Origin of the sequence: Epilithonimonas sp. (assembly GCF_032055105.1) — a bacterium.
GTDB lineage: Bacteria > Bacteroidota > Bacteroidia > Flavobacteriales > Weeksellaceae > Epilithonimonas.
Window position 1 is genome coordinate 97,671 of record NZ_DAMBRK010000013.1, and the last position, 15,342, is coordinate 113,012.

At 35.4% G+C, this 15,342-nt stretch carries 13 protein-coding genes; 8 read left to right on the plus strand and 5 right to left on the minus strand.

Features of this window, described 5'->3' with window-relative positions:
- Positions 1 to 37: 37 nt before the first annotated feature.
- The 4 genes from lnt to RTY06_RS11940 form a co-directional block, all read right to left on the minus strand.
- Positions 38 to 1,693 carry an apolipoprotein N-acyltransferase gene (gene lnt, locus RTY06_RS11925; RefSeq protein ID WP_312825132.1) on the minus strand — a complete coding sequence of 552 codons (1,656 nt, stop codon included), beginning with the start codon at positions 1,691 to 1,693 and terminating at the stop codon, positions 38 to 40.
- 110 nt (positions 1,694 to 1,803) lie between these two features.
- A complete protein-coding gene (gene gldG, locus RTY06_RS11930) occupies positions 1,804 to 3,462 on the minus strand; it encodes a gliding motility-associated ABC transporter substrate-binding protein GldG (protein WP_312825134.1) in 1,659 nt (552 codons plus the stop codon).
- 61 nt (positions 3,463 to 3,523) lie between these two features.
- Positions 3,524 to 4,252, minus strand: coding sequence for an ABC transporter permease subunit (locus RTY06_RS11935; RefSeq protein ID WP_312825136.1), 729 nt, complete (start codon positions 4,250 to 4,252; stop codon positions 3,524 to 3,526).
- Positions 4,253 to 4,331: 79 nt separating this feature from the next.
- The gene (locus RTY06_RS11940; RefSeq protein ID WP_312825138.1) at positions 4,332 to 4,904 is read right to left on the minus strand and encodes a CopD family protein; all 573 of its coding nucleotides are present in this window, start codon (positions 4,902 to 4,904) and stop codon (positions 4,332 to 4,334) included.
- Positions 4,905 to 5,055: 151 nt separating this feature from the next.
- Here RTY06_RS11940 and RTY06_RS11945 point away from each other — a divergent pair, with 151 nt between their 5' ends.
- Positions 5,056 to 7,221: a M12 family metallo-peptidase gene (locus RTY06_RS11945; protein WP_312825140.1), complete on the plus strand. Its 2,166-nt coding sequence runs from the start codon at positions 5,056 to 5,058 to the stop codon at positions 7,219 to 7,221.
- Positions 7,222 to 7,271: 50 nt separating this feature from the next.
- Here the strand turns inward: RTY06_RS11945 and RTY06_RS11950 are convergent, their stop codons facing one another.
- Positions 7,272 to 8,099 carry an SAM-dependent chlorinase/fluorinase gene (locus tag RTY06_RS11950; protein WP_312825142.1) on the minus strand — a complete coding sequence of 276 codons (828 nt, stop codon included), beginning with the start codon at positions 8,097 to 8,099 and terminating at the stop codon, positions 7,272 to 7,274.
- Between the two features lie 101 nt (positions 8,100 to 8,200).
- Here RTY06_RS11950 and RTY06_RS11955 point away from each other — a divergent pair, with 101 nt between their 5' ends.
- The 7 genes from RTY06_RS11955 to hemL all read left to right on the plus strand — a co-directional run bounded on the left by RTY06_RS11955 (position 8,201) and on the right by hemL (position 15,271).
- Positions 8,201 to 9,148, plus strand: a complete 948-nt coding sequence (locus RTY06_RS11955) for a PhoH family protein (RefSeq protein WP_312825144.1) — start codon at positions 8,201 to 8,203, stop codon at positions 9,146 to 9,148.
- A 60-nt stretch (positions 9,149 to 9,208) separates the two neighbouring features.
- The gene (locus RTY06_RS11960) at positions 9,209 to 9,730 is read left to right on the plus strand and encodes a hypothetical protein (RefSeq protein WP_312825146.1); all 522 of its coding nucleotides are present in this window, start codon (positions 9,209 to 9,211) and stop codon (positions 9,728 to 9,730) included.
- 188 nt (positions 9,731 to 9,918) lie between these two features.
- Positions 9,919 to 10,770, plus strand: a complete 852-nt coding sequence (locus RTY06_RS11965; protein ID WP_312825147.1) for a transketolase — start codon at positions 9,919 to 9,921, stop codon at positions 10,768 to 10,770.
- Between the two features lie 21 nt (positions 10,771 to 10,791).
- Positions 10,792 to 11,745 carry a transketolase C-terminal domain-containing protein gene (locus RTY06_RS11970; RefSeq protein WP_312825148.1) on the plus strand — a complete coding sequence of 318 codons (954 nt, stop codon included), beginning with the start codon at positions 10,792 to 10,794 and terminating at the stop codon, positions 11,743 to 11,745.
- Positions 11,746 to 11,809: 64 nt separating this feature from the next.
- The gene (locus RTY06_RS11975; RefSeq protein ID WP_312825149.1) at positions 11,810 to 12,748 is read left to right on the plus strand and encodes a pyridoxal-phosphate dependent enzyme; all 939 of its coding nucleotides are present in this window, start codon (positions 11,810 to 11,812) and stop codon (positions 12,746 to 12,748) included.
- 127 nt (positions 12,749 to 12,875) lie between these two features.
- Positions 12,876 to 13,937 carry a glucosaminidase domain-containing protein gene (locus RTY06_RS11980; protein WP_312825150.1) on the plus strand — a complete coding sequence of 354 codons (1,062 nt, stop codon included), beginning with the start codon at positions 12,876 to 12,878 and terminating at the stop codon, positions 13,935 to 13,937.
- A 53-nt stretch (positions 13,938 to 13,990) separates the two neighbouring features.
- Entirely contained in the window at positions 13,991 to 15,271 is a 1,281-nt protein-coding gene (gene hemL / locus RTY06_RS11985) for a glutamate-1-semialdehyde 2,1-aminomutase (protein ID WP_312825151.1), read from the plus strand.
- The last annotated feature ends 71 nt before the right edge of the window (positions 15,272 to 15,342 follow it).

Sequence of the window (15,342 nt, forward strand, 5' to 3'; positions counted from 1 at the left end):
TGGATTGTCTTAAAATGCCACATAACTCTCCAACTTATTATTTCTTCCTCGTCAAATATTTTCTACCAGGAATAAAAAGTAACAAGGCTCCAATTACGAAAAGACAAAGTCTGGAAAGAAAATCTCCACTTTTGGTGTAGAACGTTTCTTTGTCAATCAAATTAACTTTTGCTGTCAAAGCCCCTTTTGCACCATAAGGTAAATCATCTACGATGTCTCCTCTGGAATTAATATGAGCACTTGTTCCACTGTTTGCTGCTCTTGCAATTTCTCGTCTTGTTTCTATTGCTCGCAATTTTGCGTAATCCAGCAATTGTTTATGTCCTTGTGAATATCCCCACCAAGAATCGTTCGTTACAATCGTTAAAAGGTTTGCGCCTTTTTTGACATAATCTGTCACAAATTCTCCATAAATACTTTCGTAGCAAATAATCGGCGCAATTACAGATTTGTTGTAAGGATTGGCGAAAACTTTTCTTTCTTTAGAAACTCCAAGAGAGCGAGTTGTTCCACCTAAATCTAGCATTACATCACCCAAAATAGGTTTGAAAAAATTGATATAAGGAAAAATTTCAACACCGGGAACGAGCATTGCTTTGTGATAAACTTCCGGCTGTTGATTAGGGATGATTTGAATTGCTGAATTATATTCATCAACCCAGATTCCTTGTCTGTCGAGATAGCTTGCTGTTACAGGTTTTTCTTCGTTTTCTTTGTAAACATAATAGCTGGAAATCCCGCCTGAGAAAACAGATTTTGGATGTTGAGAAAGAAATGCCTTGATGTTATTAATCAACAAACTATTATGAAAACCTCTTTCGCTGAAACCGCCAATTCCTGGAAGTGACGTTTCTGGCGAAAGATATAAATCGATTTTTTCAGTTTCTTTTCCTCTTAGTTTTATAATCGAGTTTTCGGAAGCTAATTTCAATAAGTCATTTTCAATCGTCAAACTGTCTTTCTGATATTTTTCATTGTAAGGATCAAGTGCAGGTTGAAGCATCGTTACATTGATTGAACCAACAGTTTCTGGCGAATAATTATAATATTTAACCAAAGAAATAATCATCGGTAAAACAATAAAAGCAACAGACATCACAACATTTTTAATCAATGATTTTCTAACTCTTCCTGCTTCCCAAATTCTTATCGTATAAAAAACTAAAACATTACAAACCAAAATCCAGAAACTTCCACCTGTTGCGCCCAAAGTATCATACCATTGGATAAACTGATGATAATCTGCAAAAACATTTCCGAGATTCAGCCAAGGCCAAGTGAATTCCCAAACAAGATGTAGCTTTTCAAAACACATCCAAATTGCCACAAAAAATACCAATCCAAAATAAGTCCCCTGACTTTTCTTGTAAAAATGATAAGCCAGGAAAACCAAAGCCATAAAAAATGAATTGGTCAAAACTGGAAACAAAACCGCTAACAGAGATTTGCTTCCGTCCGGCAATTGTGAATTGTAAAGCCAACCTGTTGTAACGGCATTCCAAATCAAAAAAGTAAGATAGGAGAAACCAAAAACGGCCAAGCTTTTTTTCTTGATATTACTGAACTTGGTAATGTTATGTTCTGCCATCAAAAGCGGAACCCAAGCAAAAAATATCAAAAACGGAATCCCATAAGTCGGCCAGCAAATGGCTAACAAAACTCCGGAAATTAAAGCTAATAAAAGGTTTTTCATAATATGTTGTTTTGAATATACAGAAATCCTTCGACAAGCTCAGGATGACATCTCTAATACTATCTATTATATTTATTTTTGTCAGGTTGAGCCTGTCGAAGCCTTTGCATTTACGAAAACATTTTCTTTCTAAGGAAATAAAAGACAGCTCCCAAAACTCCCAAAATTCCTAAAGGTAAAAGCAGATTAATCCATTGCCATTTTGAGCGTTCTTCCTCTATTCTTTCTCGATCTAGTAAACGGATTTCAATCGTTCTGTTTCGGAGTTCCATCAGATTGCTGTCATCCAAAAGATAGTCTAATGCATTTCTTAAGAATTGCGCATTGCCATATTGAGCTTTGGTCAAAAGATCTTCTCCCAAAGGAAGCGATTTTCCTTTCCAGATTTGGTTTCTTGCAACATCGCCATCGGCAATTACGAGCATTTTGTTTTCTGGACTTTGAGCTTTGAAATTAGGATAAGAATTTTTCTCGCTTCTCGTTGCATAAGCCGATTTGAATTTTCCTTCCAAAGCCACAGCAAAAATTTTCGGAGGTGTAGGACGTTCCATTTCTCCGATGCTGTCTGTTCTTACGATTTCAGAAAGTGCAACATAATTCGGAACAGTTTTGCTAATAGTTCTTTCGCTGGATTCGAAAAGAACTTTGGTTTTGATATTTGGTCTTCCCAAAGTATCAATCGAAGTTGGAAACTCGAATTTTACAGGATTGATGTTTTTCGTAATTGGATTTTTGGTTTCAGCAATTCCTAATGGAAAATATGGCCAAAGAAAACTACTATATTGCGGATTGCCGGCAATTTCACCAGAAACAATTCTTACTAAAGCCGATTTTTTCATATCCTTGGTCAATGCAGGATTGATTCTCAGGCCATAATTGAACATAAAATCAGTCAGATTAAGGTCAAGCGGATAAGCCATTATTTTCTTGGCTTGGAAAAGAGTGTCCATTTCCGCATTCACGGCATCAATCATCCAAAGTGTTTTTCCGCCCTTCATAATATATTGGTCGAGAATCACTTTTTCATTATCTGTAAAAGCTTTTCTAGGTTTCGCGATGACAAGGGCGTCCATTTGTTTCAGCTTCGGAACATCGGCTAGAGACAATTCGGTTTTGTTTTCAGGGATTATTGGTCCAATGTTATAGTTTTCCATCGCAACATCCAAGAATCCTCGGAACTCATCTGGGCCCAACTCCTGCTGATTTACTAAAAAACCTACATTTTTCACCGTTTCTTCGGTCATTCCTTTGATGGTGGAAATGAAGTTGTATTCGAGGTTTTCAATGGATTTATTAAGCTGAGTCGGCGCGTCAATTCCAGATTGCTGAACCATTAGAGGAATAGAAGTTCCATAACCATTGTATTTTACCGCTGCGTAAGGATAAAGAATAATCTGAGAATCTTTTCCTGCTTTTTTATCTACCAGTTGAGAAGCTTGAATTCCCATTGCCTGCAAAGTGTCCATCGGGATTTTCTCAGCAATTGGATCACGGAATTTATAATCGATTTTCGGATTGATTTTTCGGAACTCGTCCAGCATAAATTTGGTTTCGTTCTGAAGCTGTTTGAAAGAAGCTGGAAAATCACCATCCAAATAAACTTCAAAAGTCATTGGTTTGTTGATGCTTTTCAAAACTTTAACAGTGGAATCGGAAAGTGTGTAGCGTTTTTCTGCCGTGAGATCGAAACGTTTATATATAAGTCCGCTCATCCCGATAATCAGAATAACAGTGATGATAATGAGCGTGATTTTATTTTTTTTATTCATTTTAATATTAGTTGACAGTTGTTAGTTGTCGGTTGATGGTTTCGTTTTCTTCTGTTTTGATTTACTTTTTTCTCCAGACAAACCAGCTTGCTAATCCTAATCCTAAGAATATGACAAAAAGAAAATAGAAAACATCTTTTGTATCAATCTGTCCTCTCGTGAAAGCCAGAAAATGCTGGTAAAATCCGATATTTTGTAAGATATAATCTGCTCCTCCTAATAGCTTGTAACTCGCTAATTGTTCTATCCCAAAGTATGAAATGAAACAAATAAAAACGCCTAATAAATAAGCAGTAATTTGATTAGATGATAAAGATGAAGCCAAAATCCCAACAGCGGAAAATGAGGCAATCAGAATAATTAATCCAACATAACTTCCGAAAGTCATACTTCCATCGATATTCCCTTCTGGAACGCCCAAAACATAAACTGTGTAATAATAAACCAAACTTGGCAATAAACATAAAACACCAACCAGCCAAACGGAAAGAAATTTCCCTCCAACAATGTCTGTGATTTTTACAGGTTGTGAAAATAGCCAGAATAATGTTCCCGACTGCTCTTCCTCAGCCAAAGTTCTCATACTGATAGCCGGAATGATGAACATAAAAAGCCAAGGCGAAAGCACAAAGAAACTTTGTAAAGTAGCACTTCCGATATCGAAAATATTAAAATCGTTCTCGAAAAAAAATAGGAACAATGCGGAAATAATACTGAAACCAGCGATGATAATCCACGCGCTCCAGTTTCCGAAAAAATTCCAAAGTTCTTTTTTGAATATAGCTAGCATAAATGGGTTGTAGAGTTTGAGTGTATTAGAGTTTTTTGTTTAGTTCCTTTTTTTTGTCAGGCTGAGGTTCTCCAAGCCATTAATCTTGATTCTTTTGCCTTTTTTCTTTTATCTTATTTCTATTGACCAATTTGACAATGGATGTTATCAGGAAAATAATTCCGAAAAATCCGAGTAGTAATTGCCACCAATATTCTATAACGTAATATTTGAGAATAACTGTAAAAACAACAGCGAATAAAATAAAAGTTGCAATCTCATTGAATTGTCTAAGCTTAATATTAGGAGTTTGAAGAGTGTTCCCGTTGAGTTTTTTGAGTTCTTTCACTTTTTTCCAACACCAGAAATGGTAAATTCCCAACCCAACCAGAAATGTTAGTTTCAAATGAAACCAAGGGGTTTTCATTAATCCTGAATTAAGGAAAATCATCGTCAATCCGCTTAATAACATTAAAACTCCTGCAGGAACAGTAATAATATTCCAAAGTCTCACAGCCATAAAACTATATTGATTTCTGAGAATATTTTGTTTCACTTCATCAAATTCATCGGTGTCCTTATAATAGACAAACAATCTCACCAGATAAAAAATCCCGGCAAAATAACTTACCATAAAAATAATGTGAATCGCCTTAATAATAGAATACAGCATTGAAGCAATATTTTTTTTTGCAAAGATAGCTTAATGTACAAAAAACTAACACATATTTATTATTCAATATTTAGAATGTTAAAAATGATATATTCTTGGTTTAATTGTTTAATAATTGCTTTTTTTGTAAAGATTTAAAAAAAAAGTTTATATGAAAAGAATTTTACAGCTGTTTTTAACGGTTTTTGTTTTTATTCTTTTTTCTGCGCAGGCTGGTTTAAAACCTATAGCAAAAGAAGTAAAGGATTTTCAAAACAAGAAAGTAGTATTTAAGAAAGTCAATCCATTCACGTTGGATAAAACAAGTGGTAAGCAGATGGTTTATCAACAAGCTGCGAGAGATGCTAAGGTGTTAAAGTTGGATAAAAAACAATTAACAAATTTGGTAAGTGAAAAACCTGAAGCATTGGAGATGGATTTTCCTTTTGAAGATAGGCAGCTTACAGTAGAAATGGTAAGGGTTGATATTTATTCTCCAGAATTCAAAGCTGAGACCAACAAAAGACAAATTACTAATTATAAAAAAGGGGTTTTTTATAGAGGGATTATCAAAGGAGACAATACATCTGTAGTTGCATTTAGTTTTTTTGATAATGATGTAGTAGGTATTGCTTCTGCAAATAATATTGGAAATGTGACTTTGGGAAAAGCTGTTAACTCAGAAGATTTCGTAGTTTATAATGACCAAAAATTAACTGGGAAAAATCCATTTATCTGTTCTGCTGATGAATTGATGGAAAATGAAACTCAAAAAGTAAGATTCGATCCGCAAGTCTCTAAAGCACCTCAGATCACAGATGCTTGTGTAAGAGTTTATTATGAGATTTGTTACAAGCCTTTCCAACAAAATGGAAGTGATGTGACTAACACAATCAATTGGATATCTGCTGTTCACAATAATATCAATACATTATATGTAAATGATGGTGTTAAAATGTCTCTAAAGACCGTGTATGTTTGGGAAACGACAGATCCTTATACAGGTAGTTACAGTGCAAACTTATCTGCATTCCGTTCAAATAGAACAACTTTTGAAGGCGATCTTGCCCATCTTGTAAACTATCCATCTACGACTAGTGTAGCATATCTTAACTCCTTGTGTACAAACAATCGTTATGCATATTCAGGAATTAATATGACTTTTAATGATATTCCAACATATTCTTGGACGGTTATGGCAATGACACACGAGATGGGACATGCTTTAGGTTCTCCTCATACGCATGCTTGTTCATGGAATGGAGATGGCACTGCTATCGATGGATGTGCTCCAACTTACAACCCTGATCTTGCTGAAGGTGATTGCCCTATTGGCCCAATCCCAAGTGATGGAGGTACTATTATGAGTTATTGTCATTTGGTTTCAACTGGAATCAATTTTACAAAAGGTTTTGGTGAACAGCCAGGAGCTCTAATAAGACAAACGGTTGACTCTAAGGCTTGTTTGAGTGGGAATTGTGTGACGGCTTGTTCAACTACAGTTACAGTATTATCTGTTGCTAATGTTGATAAGACTACAGCGTCGGTTGCTATTACTGATGCTACTTCTACTGAATGGAAATATCGAGTGAGTTTAATGGATGGAACTGTTGTTCAATCAGGTAATACAATAGAGAAAAATTTCAATATTCAAGGTCTTTCCCAAGGGACTTTTTATAAAATAGAAGTAGGTACGGATTGTTCACCAGCATATCAAAGATCTCAAATTATTTTGACAGATGATGATTGGTGTGGAAAAACAATAACAGATACTGGTGGTGCTGATGGTAATTATTCTGATAGCGAGACTTGGAGCAAAACATTCTATCCAGATAATGATATTCAAAAATTAAAAATAACTTTCCAAGAATTTAATTTGGAGCAAGGTTATGATTTCTTGACTGTTAGAAACGGTCCTTCTACAACTTCACCTATTTTTTCGGGATCTAATAATATGTCTGGAACCACAATTAGAGGACCTTTTGAATCTACACATGAGACAGGCGCAATTACATTGGTTTTTAGATCTGATGCAATGGTCAATGAAGCTGGTTTTAAAGCGATATTAGAGTGTTCTGTATTAGGGTTAAATGAGGCTTCTACTCAAAAATTAGTTTCAATATCTCCCAATCCAGTTAAAAATCAATTTAAAATTGATGGAATACAAAAAATTGAAAATGTAAAAGTTTTTGATCAATCAGGTAAACTGGTAAAAGAGTTTAATTCTGACTCAGTTTCGAGGAATAATTTTGATGTTTCAAGATTAAAGACAGGAACATACATTGTAACAATTAAATCTCCAAAAGGAACTCTTAATAAGAAATTAATCAAGCAGTAATGTTTATTTTAAATCAATAATATTAAAACCGACAGCCATGTCGGTTTTTTTTATTCAAATTCTACATAGATTTTTTCACCTGTGCTCATCCCGAAAAGTGTAGAAGCGCCGTTCAAAACGCTACCTTTGTAAATGGTGATTTCCAGCAAATCTGTATCGTTGAAGATCACAGACGACTTCCCGTGAAACTCCTGTTCTCTGTTCCAGTCGGTTACGACATCAGTATATTGGTCTAATATTTTGGATGTCACTATATTCCTGAATTTAACTGTGAAGTTTTCAGAAATTGAAGCGTATTTTTCAAAAAATTTTCGACTGATATTAGACACAACATTTCCAAAGTTGTCAATATACATTACTTCTCCGATGATCATTTTTTCTCCTTCATTATAGATTGCTTTAGGAAAAGAAATATCTTTGATTGTTTTGATTTTTCTGCCAATTACTTCTGGTAATCCGCCTTTGTAGATGTGCATTGCAGCTGGTACAAATATATCGGTTGCGGGGAAATTGACTTTATCATCAAAACGATTATTAAGTGTTATTTCATAGATAGCTTCTGGCTTTATATCAAAAAAAATCAGATTTGTGATTCCGTTATCAGCGGAAATAAAATAATGTCCATCTATTTTTGCAATGATATTTTTTCTAGATTTATGATAAAAACTATCAACAGCAATGATATGAATGCTGCCTTCTGGGAAAAACTTGTAAGCATTGCGCACGATGTAAGCTGTCTGTAAAAGATTGTAAGCCGATATGTTATGAGTAATGTCAACTACTTTTACCTCCTCGCTCCAGCTTAGTATTTTACCTTTGATACTTGCGACGCGATGATCTACAAGTCCATAATCTGAAGTAAGAGTAATAACCGACATTTTATAATATTTGTTGCAAATTTAATATAATTCAATTTTTAAAGACGAATATCATATCAAATCTATTCATATATTTGTTAGACTAACCACTATTATAATCTATGTTCGAAATCAATTATGAACTTGAAGGCGTTGACAACAAAACGTTTTACGGTGTCCAGAATCAAAATTTTAATCTGATAAAATCTAGCTTTCCAACACTTAAGATTACAGGTAGAGATAACTTTGTTTTCGCAATGGGAAATAGGGAAACTCTTGACTTGTTGAAGAAAAAATTGGATGATATTTCAGATTATATTTCCAAGCACAATTCTCTTGAGATAAAACAATTGGAATCTCTTCTTAAACTCAAAGATGAATCTGAAAAGCATCTGGTATTTGATCAAGATATTATAGTAAAAGGCGTCAACGGAAAGGTTATTAAGGCTAAAACTACCAATCTTAAAAAACTAGTAAAGGCATCTGAGAAAAAAGATGTGGTTTTTGCTATCGGTCCAGCTGGAACGGGGAAAACATACACTAGTGTTGCTCTTGCAGTAAGAGCTTTGCGAGATAAAGAAGTTAAAAGAATCATTTTAACAAGACCAGCGGTAGAAGCAGGTGAAAGTCTAGGTTTTCTTCCAGGAGATTTGAAAGAAAAACTAGATCCTTATATGCAACCACTTTACGACGCTTTGCGCGATATGATTCCGCATGAGAAGTTGGAAGGTTATATGGAAAAAAGAGTCATAGAAGTTGCGCCTTTGGCTTTTATGAGAGGTAGAACTTTGGATGAAGCTTTTGTGATTCTAGATGAAGCGCAAAACACTACCCATTCTCAAATGAAAATGTTTCTTACCAGAATGGGGATGAATGCCAAATTCATCATTACTGGTGATCCGAGCCAAGTGGATTTGCCTAAAAATCAACAATCCGGACTTAAAGAATCTATGACTATTTTAAAAGATGTCGAGGAGATTGGATTTGTGCATCTTTCAGAAGAAGATGTGGTAAGGCATCCTGTTGTGAAGAAAATTATTATGGCTTATAATAATGTTGAGAAAAAATAAAATCTTGTTTTGGTATAAATCTTGGTAAGGATAGTTTGAAAAATTTAAATTTTTGAAACTATGAAAAAGATTTTTTTAGCTGCAGCTATTGCAGTTTTTGGTTTTACACAAGCACAGGAAGGTTTTAAATTAGGTGCTCACATCGGTGCACCAACTACGGGTAATTCTCCTTTTACATTAGGTTTGGACGCTGCATATAGATGGAATCTTGCAAAAGGTTTTGACTTAGGTGTGGCAACGGGATATTCCCACTACATTGGTAAAAGTTATGATTATCCGGGAGGAGGTGTAAAATCGGACGATTTTGGATTTATTCCTGTTGCAGTTTCGGGTAAATACTCATTCTCTGCTGCTCCAATAGCAGTTGGTTTAGATCTTGGATACGGGATTTCTACTAATGATAATGTGAATGGTGGGTTTTATGCAGTGCCGAAATTTATGTATAATATTCCTGCAGGTGAATTGTATGTAGGTTATCAAAGTATCTCAGGCGATAATAGAAGGTATTATGATGATCGTCCTGTTGTAGGAAAAGAATCAGTTGGAGCTGTAATTGTAGGTTTCAATTTTAATTTGAAATAGAATCAATTCTTAAAGAAATAAATAGTAGGCTGTCTCAAAAGGACAGTCTCTTTTTATTTATGAGTTTTATCAAGTATTAAAAGTTGTTAATTATATATAATTCTTTTTTCTTAAGTTATATTCAGTCTGCATTTATTGGGTTTACACATAAAAAATCTGTATTTTCGCATTAAAGTAAATCTTAAATAATGAGCAAATCAATAGAAGAGCTGAAAAGCCTTTCAACGCAGATTAGAAGAGACATTCTTAGAATGGTTCACGCTGTAAACAGTGGTCATCCAGGAGGTTCTCTTGGTTGTACAGAATATTTCGTAGCACTTTACGGGGAAATAATGAACTACAAATTACCTTTTACAATGGAAGGTAAAAATGAAGATTTGTTTTTTCTTTCAAACGGGCATATTTCTCCAGTGTTTTATAGTACGTTGGCGAGATTCGATTTCTTTCCGGTTGCAGAATTGGCAACTTTTAGAAAACTGAATTCAAGATTACAAGGTCACCCAACAACGCACGAAGGTTTACCAGGAATCAGAGTAGCTTCTGGTTCATTAGGTCAAGGTTTGTCGGTTGCTTTAGGGGCTGCTCAAGGTAAAAAATTAGACGGAGACAACTCTTTAGTTTATACACTTCACGGTGACGGTGAGTTGCAGGAAGGGCAAAATTGGGAAGCATTAATGTATGCTGCAGCCAAAAAAGTAGATAATATCATTTCTACGATAGATTATAACGGAAGACAAATTGATGGAGATACAGACGATGTATTGTCTTTAGGAGATTTGAGAGGGAAATTGGAAGCGTTCGGATGGTTGGTTCTTGAAGAGAAAAACGGAAACGATTTGGAAGCAGTTATTGCAATTCTAAATAAAGCGAAATCAGAAACAGGCAATGGAAAACCTGTTGCGATTCTTCTTCATACAGAGATGGGAAGTGGTGTAGATTTTATGGTTGGCAGTCATGCTTGGCATGGGAAAGCACCTAATGATGAGCAGTTGGAAACAGCTTTCAAACAATTGTATTTAGAAGCACCAGCTGATTATTAATCCGTTTTAATTAAGATCAAAATGAAATATACATACACAGAAAAAAAAGATACACGTTCCGGTTTTGGAGCAGGATTGGCAGAACTAGCTGATACAAATCCAAATGTAGTTGCACTTTGTGCTGACCTTATTGGCTCTTTGAAAATGGAGAAATTCATAGAAAAAGCGCCGGAAAGATTTTTCCAAACAGGTATTGCGGAGGCTAATATGATTGGGTTAGCAGCAGGTCTTACAATCAATGGAAAGATTCCTTTTGCAGGAACATTTGCCAACTTTGCAACATCTAGAGTTTATGATCAGATTCGTCAGTCTGTGGCGTATTCTGGAAAGAATGTGAAAATTGCAGCTTCTCACGCTGGGGTAACTTTGGGTGAAGATGGTGCAACGCACCAAGTTTTGGAAGATATCGGAATGATGAAAATGTTACCAGGAATGACGGTTATCAACCCTTGCGATTATAACCAGACAAAAGCTGCAACATTAGCTGCTGCTGCTCACGAAGGTCCAGTTTACTTGAGATTTGGACGTCCTGTGGTTCCAGTTTTCATTCCGGAAGATATGCCTTTCGAGATTGGAAAAGGAATTCTTTTACAAGAAGGGACTGATGTTACAATTGTTGCAACCGGACATTTGGTTTGGGAATCTTTGTTAGCTGCTGATGAATTGGAAAAAGAAGGGATTTCAGTAGAAATTATCAATATTCATACAATCAAACCTTTGGATGAAGAGATTATCTTGAAATCTGTAGAAAAAACAGGGAAAATTGTTACTGCTGAAGAGCATAATTATCTTGGTGGATTAGGAGAATCTGTTGCTGGAGTTTTGGCAAGAAGAAGACCAATACCTCAGGAGTTTGTAGCTGTACACGATACTTTCGGGGAATCTGGAACACCAGCAGAATTAATGAAAAAATATCAAATTGATGCAGAAGCTGTTGTAAAAGCAGTGAAAAAAATCATCGAAAGAACAAAATAATTTTTAAGAATTATATCATAAATAAGATCCATCGTTTTTACGGTGGATTTTTTTATTTTTGAAAATGCTTCAAATCTCGGAATATAAAATCCCAATTGTCGAAATCAAAACTGATTTTGATGTTCAGATTTTTATCAAAAGAGAAGACCTTATTCATCCGAAAATTTCTGGAAACAAATTCTGGAAACTCTTTTTCAACGTCAATCAATATCTGGATTCGAAACCTGAAAATCCTTTGCTAATTTCTTTTGGAGGTGCTTTTTCTAATCATATTGCGTCGGTTTCTGCATTCGGGAAACAATTTGATATTCCGACGATTGGAATCATCAGAGGAAATGAGTTAGAAAATAATTGGCAAAACAACCCCACACTTTCCGAAGCTTCAAAAAACGGAATGCAATTCTTTTTCGTTTCCAGAGAAGATTATAAGAATAAAGAAAAATTAACACAAAAATTTTCCGAAAAATACCCAAACGCACTTATTATTCCGGAAGGTGGAAGTAATGAAATGGCGATTGAAGGTGTCCAATATATGTTAGGAAATGACACCAAAGATTTTGACTATCTTTGCACTGCAGTTGGAACCGGAGGAACAATTGCAGGAATTTCGAAGTTTGCAGAAGAGAATCAGAAAGTTGTCGGAATCAAGGTTGTAAAGGATGATTCTTTGAAAAAATCAATTTCGGAATGGAGCAAGAGAAGTAATTTTGAATTGATTGATTCGGATGAAAACAGATATGGGAAAATATCGGATGAGAATATTCGTTTTATAAATTGGTTTTATAACGAATACAAGATTTCGCTTGACCCAATCTATACTGGAAAGATGATGCAGAAGATTTTTGATTTGGTAGAGAAAGGTTTCTTTCCAAAAGGTTCAAAGATTCTGACATTTCATACGGGCGGATTGCAGGGAATCAAAGGAGCGAATCAGTTTTTGAAAAGTAAAAATAGACCGTTGATTGATTTTGAAAATTCGATTTTTTTAGGAAAAGTGAATTGATGTGGAAACCCATAGCCCCGATAGTAGCGGCATCCTTTTTCTTTTTTAGAAAAAAAAGGAAAAGATATAGCGGATAGCGGGATTAAGCTCCTGAAAATAAGAAGATAAATATTTTAAAATATTGAAAATGAGAAAATTATTTGGAATTGGTTTGTTGTGTGTTCTGGGATTTGTGAAAGCGCAAACTTGGAAAACCGAAGACCAATACATCCAAAAATTTGCACCTTATGCGGTGGAAGAAATGGAGAAATATAAAATCCCTGCTAGTATCACGCTTGCTCAAGGGCTTTTGGAAACTGGTGGCGGACAAAGCCGTTTGGCACAATTGGGGAAGAACCATTTCGGAATCAAATGTAAGGAAGATTGGACGGGAAAAACAATGAGCCACACAGATGACGCTCCCAACGAGTGTTTCCGAGTTTATGAAGACCCGAAGCAGTCTTATGAAGACCATTCGATTTTTTTGGCAACGAGAAAATATTACACCAAATTGTTTGACCTAGACCCAAAAGATTACAAAGCTTGGGCACACGGACTTAAAAAAGCTGGATATGCGACCAATCCCAAGTACGCACATATCTTGATAAGCAAAATTGAAAAGTATAAACTTTATGAATTTGATAATACCAATAAAGATGAGGTTTATTATGCTATTTTGAAATTGTATCCGGAGCTTAATAGCGATGCGGTTTTTATGGCTCAGCTTGGTCAGGAAAAACAGAACGAAAAAGTGGCTCCGCCAACTGTAAAAGTAGATTATTCTCAAGGTTCTTATGCTAAAAAACAAGCTGAAGTTTCTGATATTGTAGATTCAAAAACTAAAGCTAATCTTCTGAAAAATATCTTGGTGAAAAATCATCCCAATAACAATTTGAAATTCTTTGTAATGCCTGTAGATGCGGATGCGGAAGATATTGCGAAAAAATTCTGGATTAGTGAAAAACGCCTGATGAAGTATAACGAATTGGACAATTCTAAACTTCATAAAAATGATATTATTTTCCTTGAAAGTAAAAGTTCATCGGGAAACATCGCCACTTACAAAGCTGGAATTGGCGAAACAATGCACGATATTGCTCAGAAATTCGGAATCAAATTGAAAAAGCTCTATTCTAAAAACAGAATGGAAGCCGGACAAGAACCAAAAGCCGGACAATTGATTTATCTGCAAAGCAAGAAACCAAGGTAATTGTACAATATATTATGTACAAAGTATAAAGTAATAAACAACAATCAACAATAATGTTATACCAAAGAAGTTCAGCGCTTTTTGAAGAAGCGTACAAATATATTCCGGGCGGTGTTAATTCGCCTGTTCGTGCTTTCAAGTCTGTTGGAGGTGTTCCGATTTTTATGAAATCTGCAAAAGGTGCTTACTTTACAGATGAAGACGACAGAACTTACATCGATTATATCAATTCCTGGGGACCTGCAATTCTCGGTCATACGCATCCTGAAGTTTTGGAAGCTCTGAAATTGCAGGCTGAAAAAGGATTTTCTTTTGGAGCACCGACAGAATTGGAAACTGAGATTGCAAAATTTATAGTAGAAAATGTTCCTAATGTTGACCAAATCAGAATGGTTTCTTCCGGAACTGAAGCTTGTATGAGCGCGATTCGTTTGGCTAGAGGTTATACAGAAAGAGAAAAAATCATCAAATTCGAAGGCTGTTATCACGGACATTCGGATTCGTTTTTGATTCAGGCGGGAAGTGGAATGGCGACTTTTGGAAGTCCAAATTCTCCAGGCGTTACTCAAGGAACGGCGAAAGATACATTACTTGCCGAATACAATAATATCGAACAAGTTGAAGACCTTTTCAGAAATAATCCTGACCAAATTGCCTGCATTATCGTAGAACCGATTGCCGGAAATATGGGTTGTATTTTGCCGGAAAATCAGTTCCTACAGAATCTTAGAAGAATATGTGACGAGAATGGTGCATTATTGATTTTTGATGAGGTAATGACAGGTTTCCGTTTGGCTTTTGGTGGAGCGCAGGAAGCTCTCGGTGTGAAAGCGGATTTGGTGACTTATGGAAAAGTGATTGGTGGCGGATTGCCGGTTGGAGCATTTGCCGGAAGAAATGAAATTATGAATTGGCTTTCTCCAAGAGGACGCGTTTATCAAGCCGGAACTTTGAGTGGAAATCCTTTGGCTATGAGAGCCGGACTTAAAACGTTACAATTGATAAAGCAAGATGCGGATTTCTATAAAAAATTAGATAAAACAACAGAAACTCTGGATTTCGAAATCGGAAAAATTCTTAATGAAAAAGGAATCCGACACAGAATTAACAGAAAGGGAAGTATGATGTCGATTTTCTTTGATGTGACTTCTGCAAGTAATTTTAATGAGGTGAATAATTCCAATATTGGTTTGTTCAACAATCTGTTTCATCAGGTTTTGGAGCAGGGGATTTATCTTCCGCCAAGTGGTTATGAGACTTGGTTTATTTCGTCCGCAATTGGCGATACAGAGATTCATAAAACGCTGGAAGCTTTCAGGAAGTTTCAGTATTAATAATAAAAAAACTCTCTTTTAGACTGCACCCAAAAGTTTAGACAAAATTAAATAATATTTTGATAGGAAAG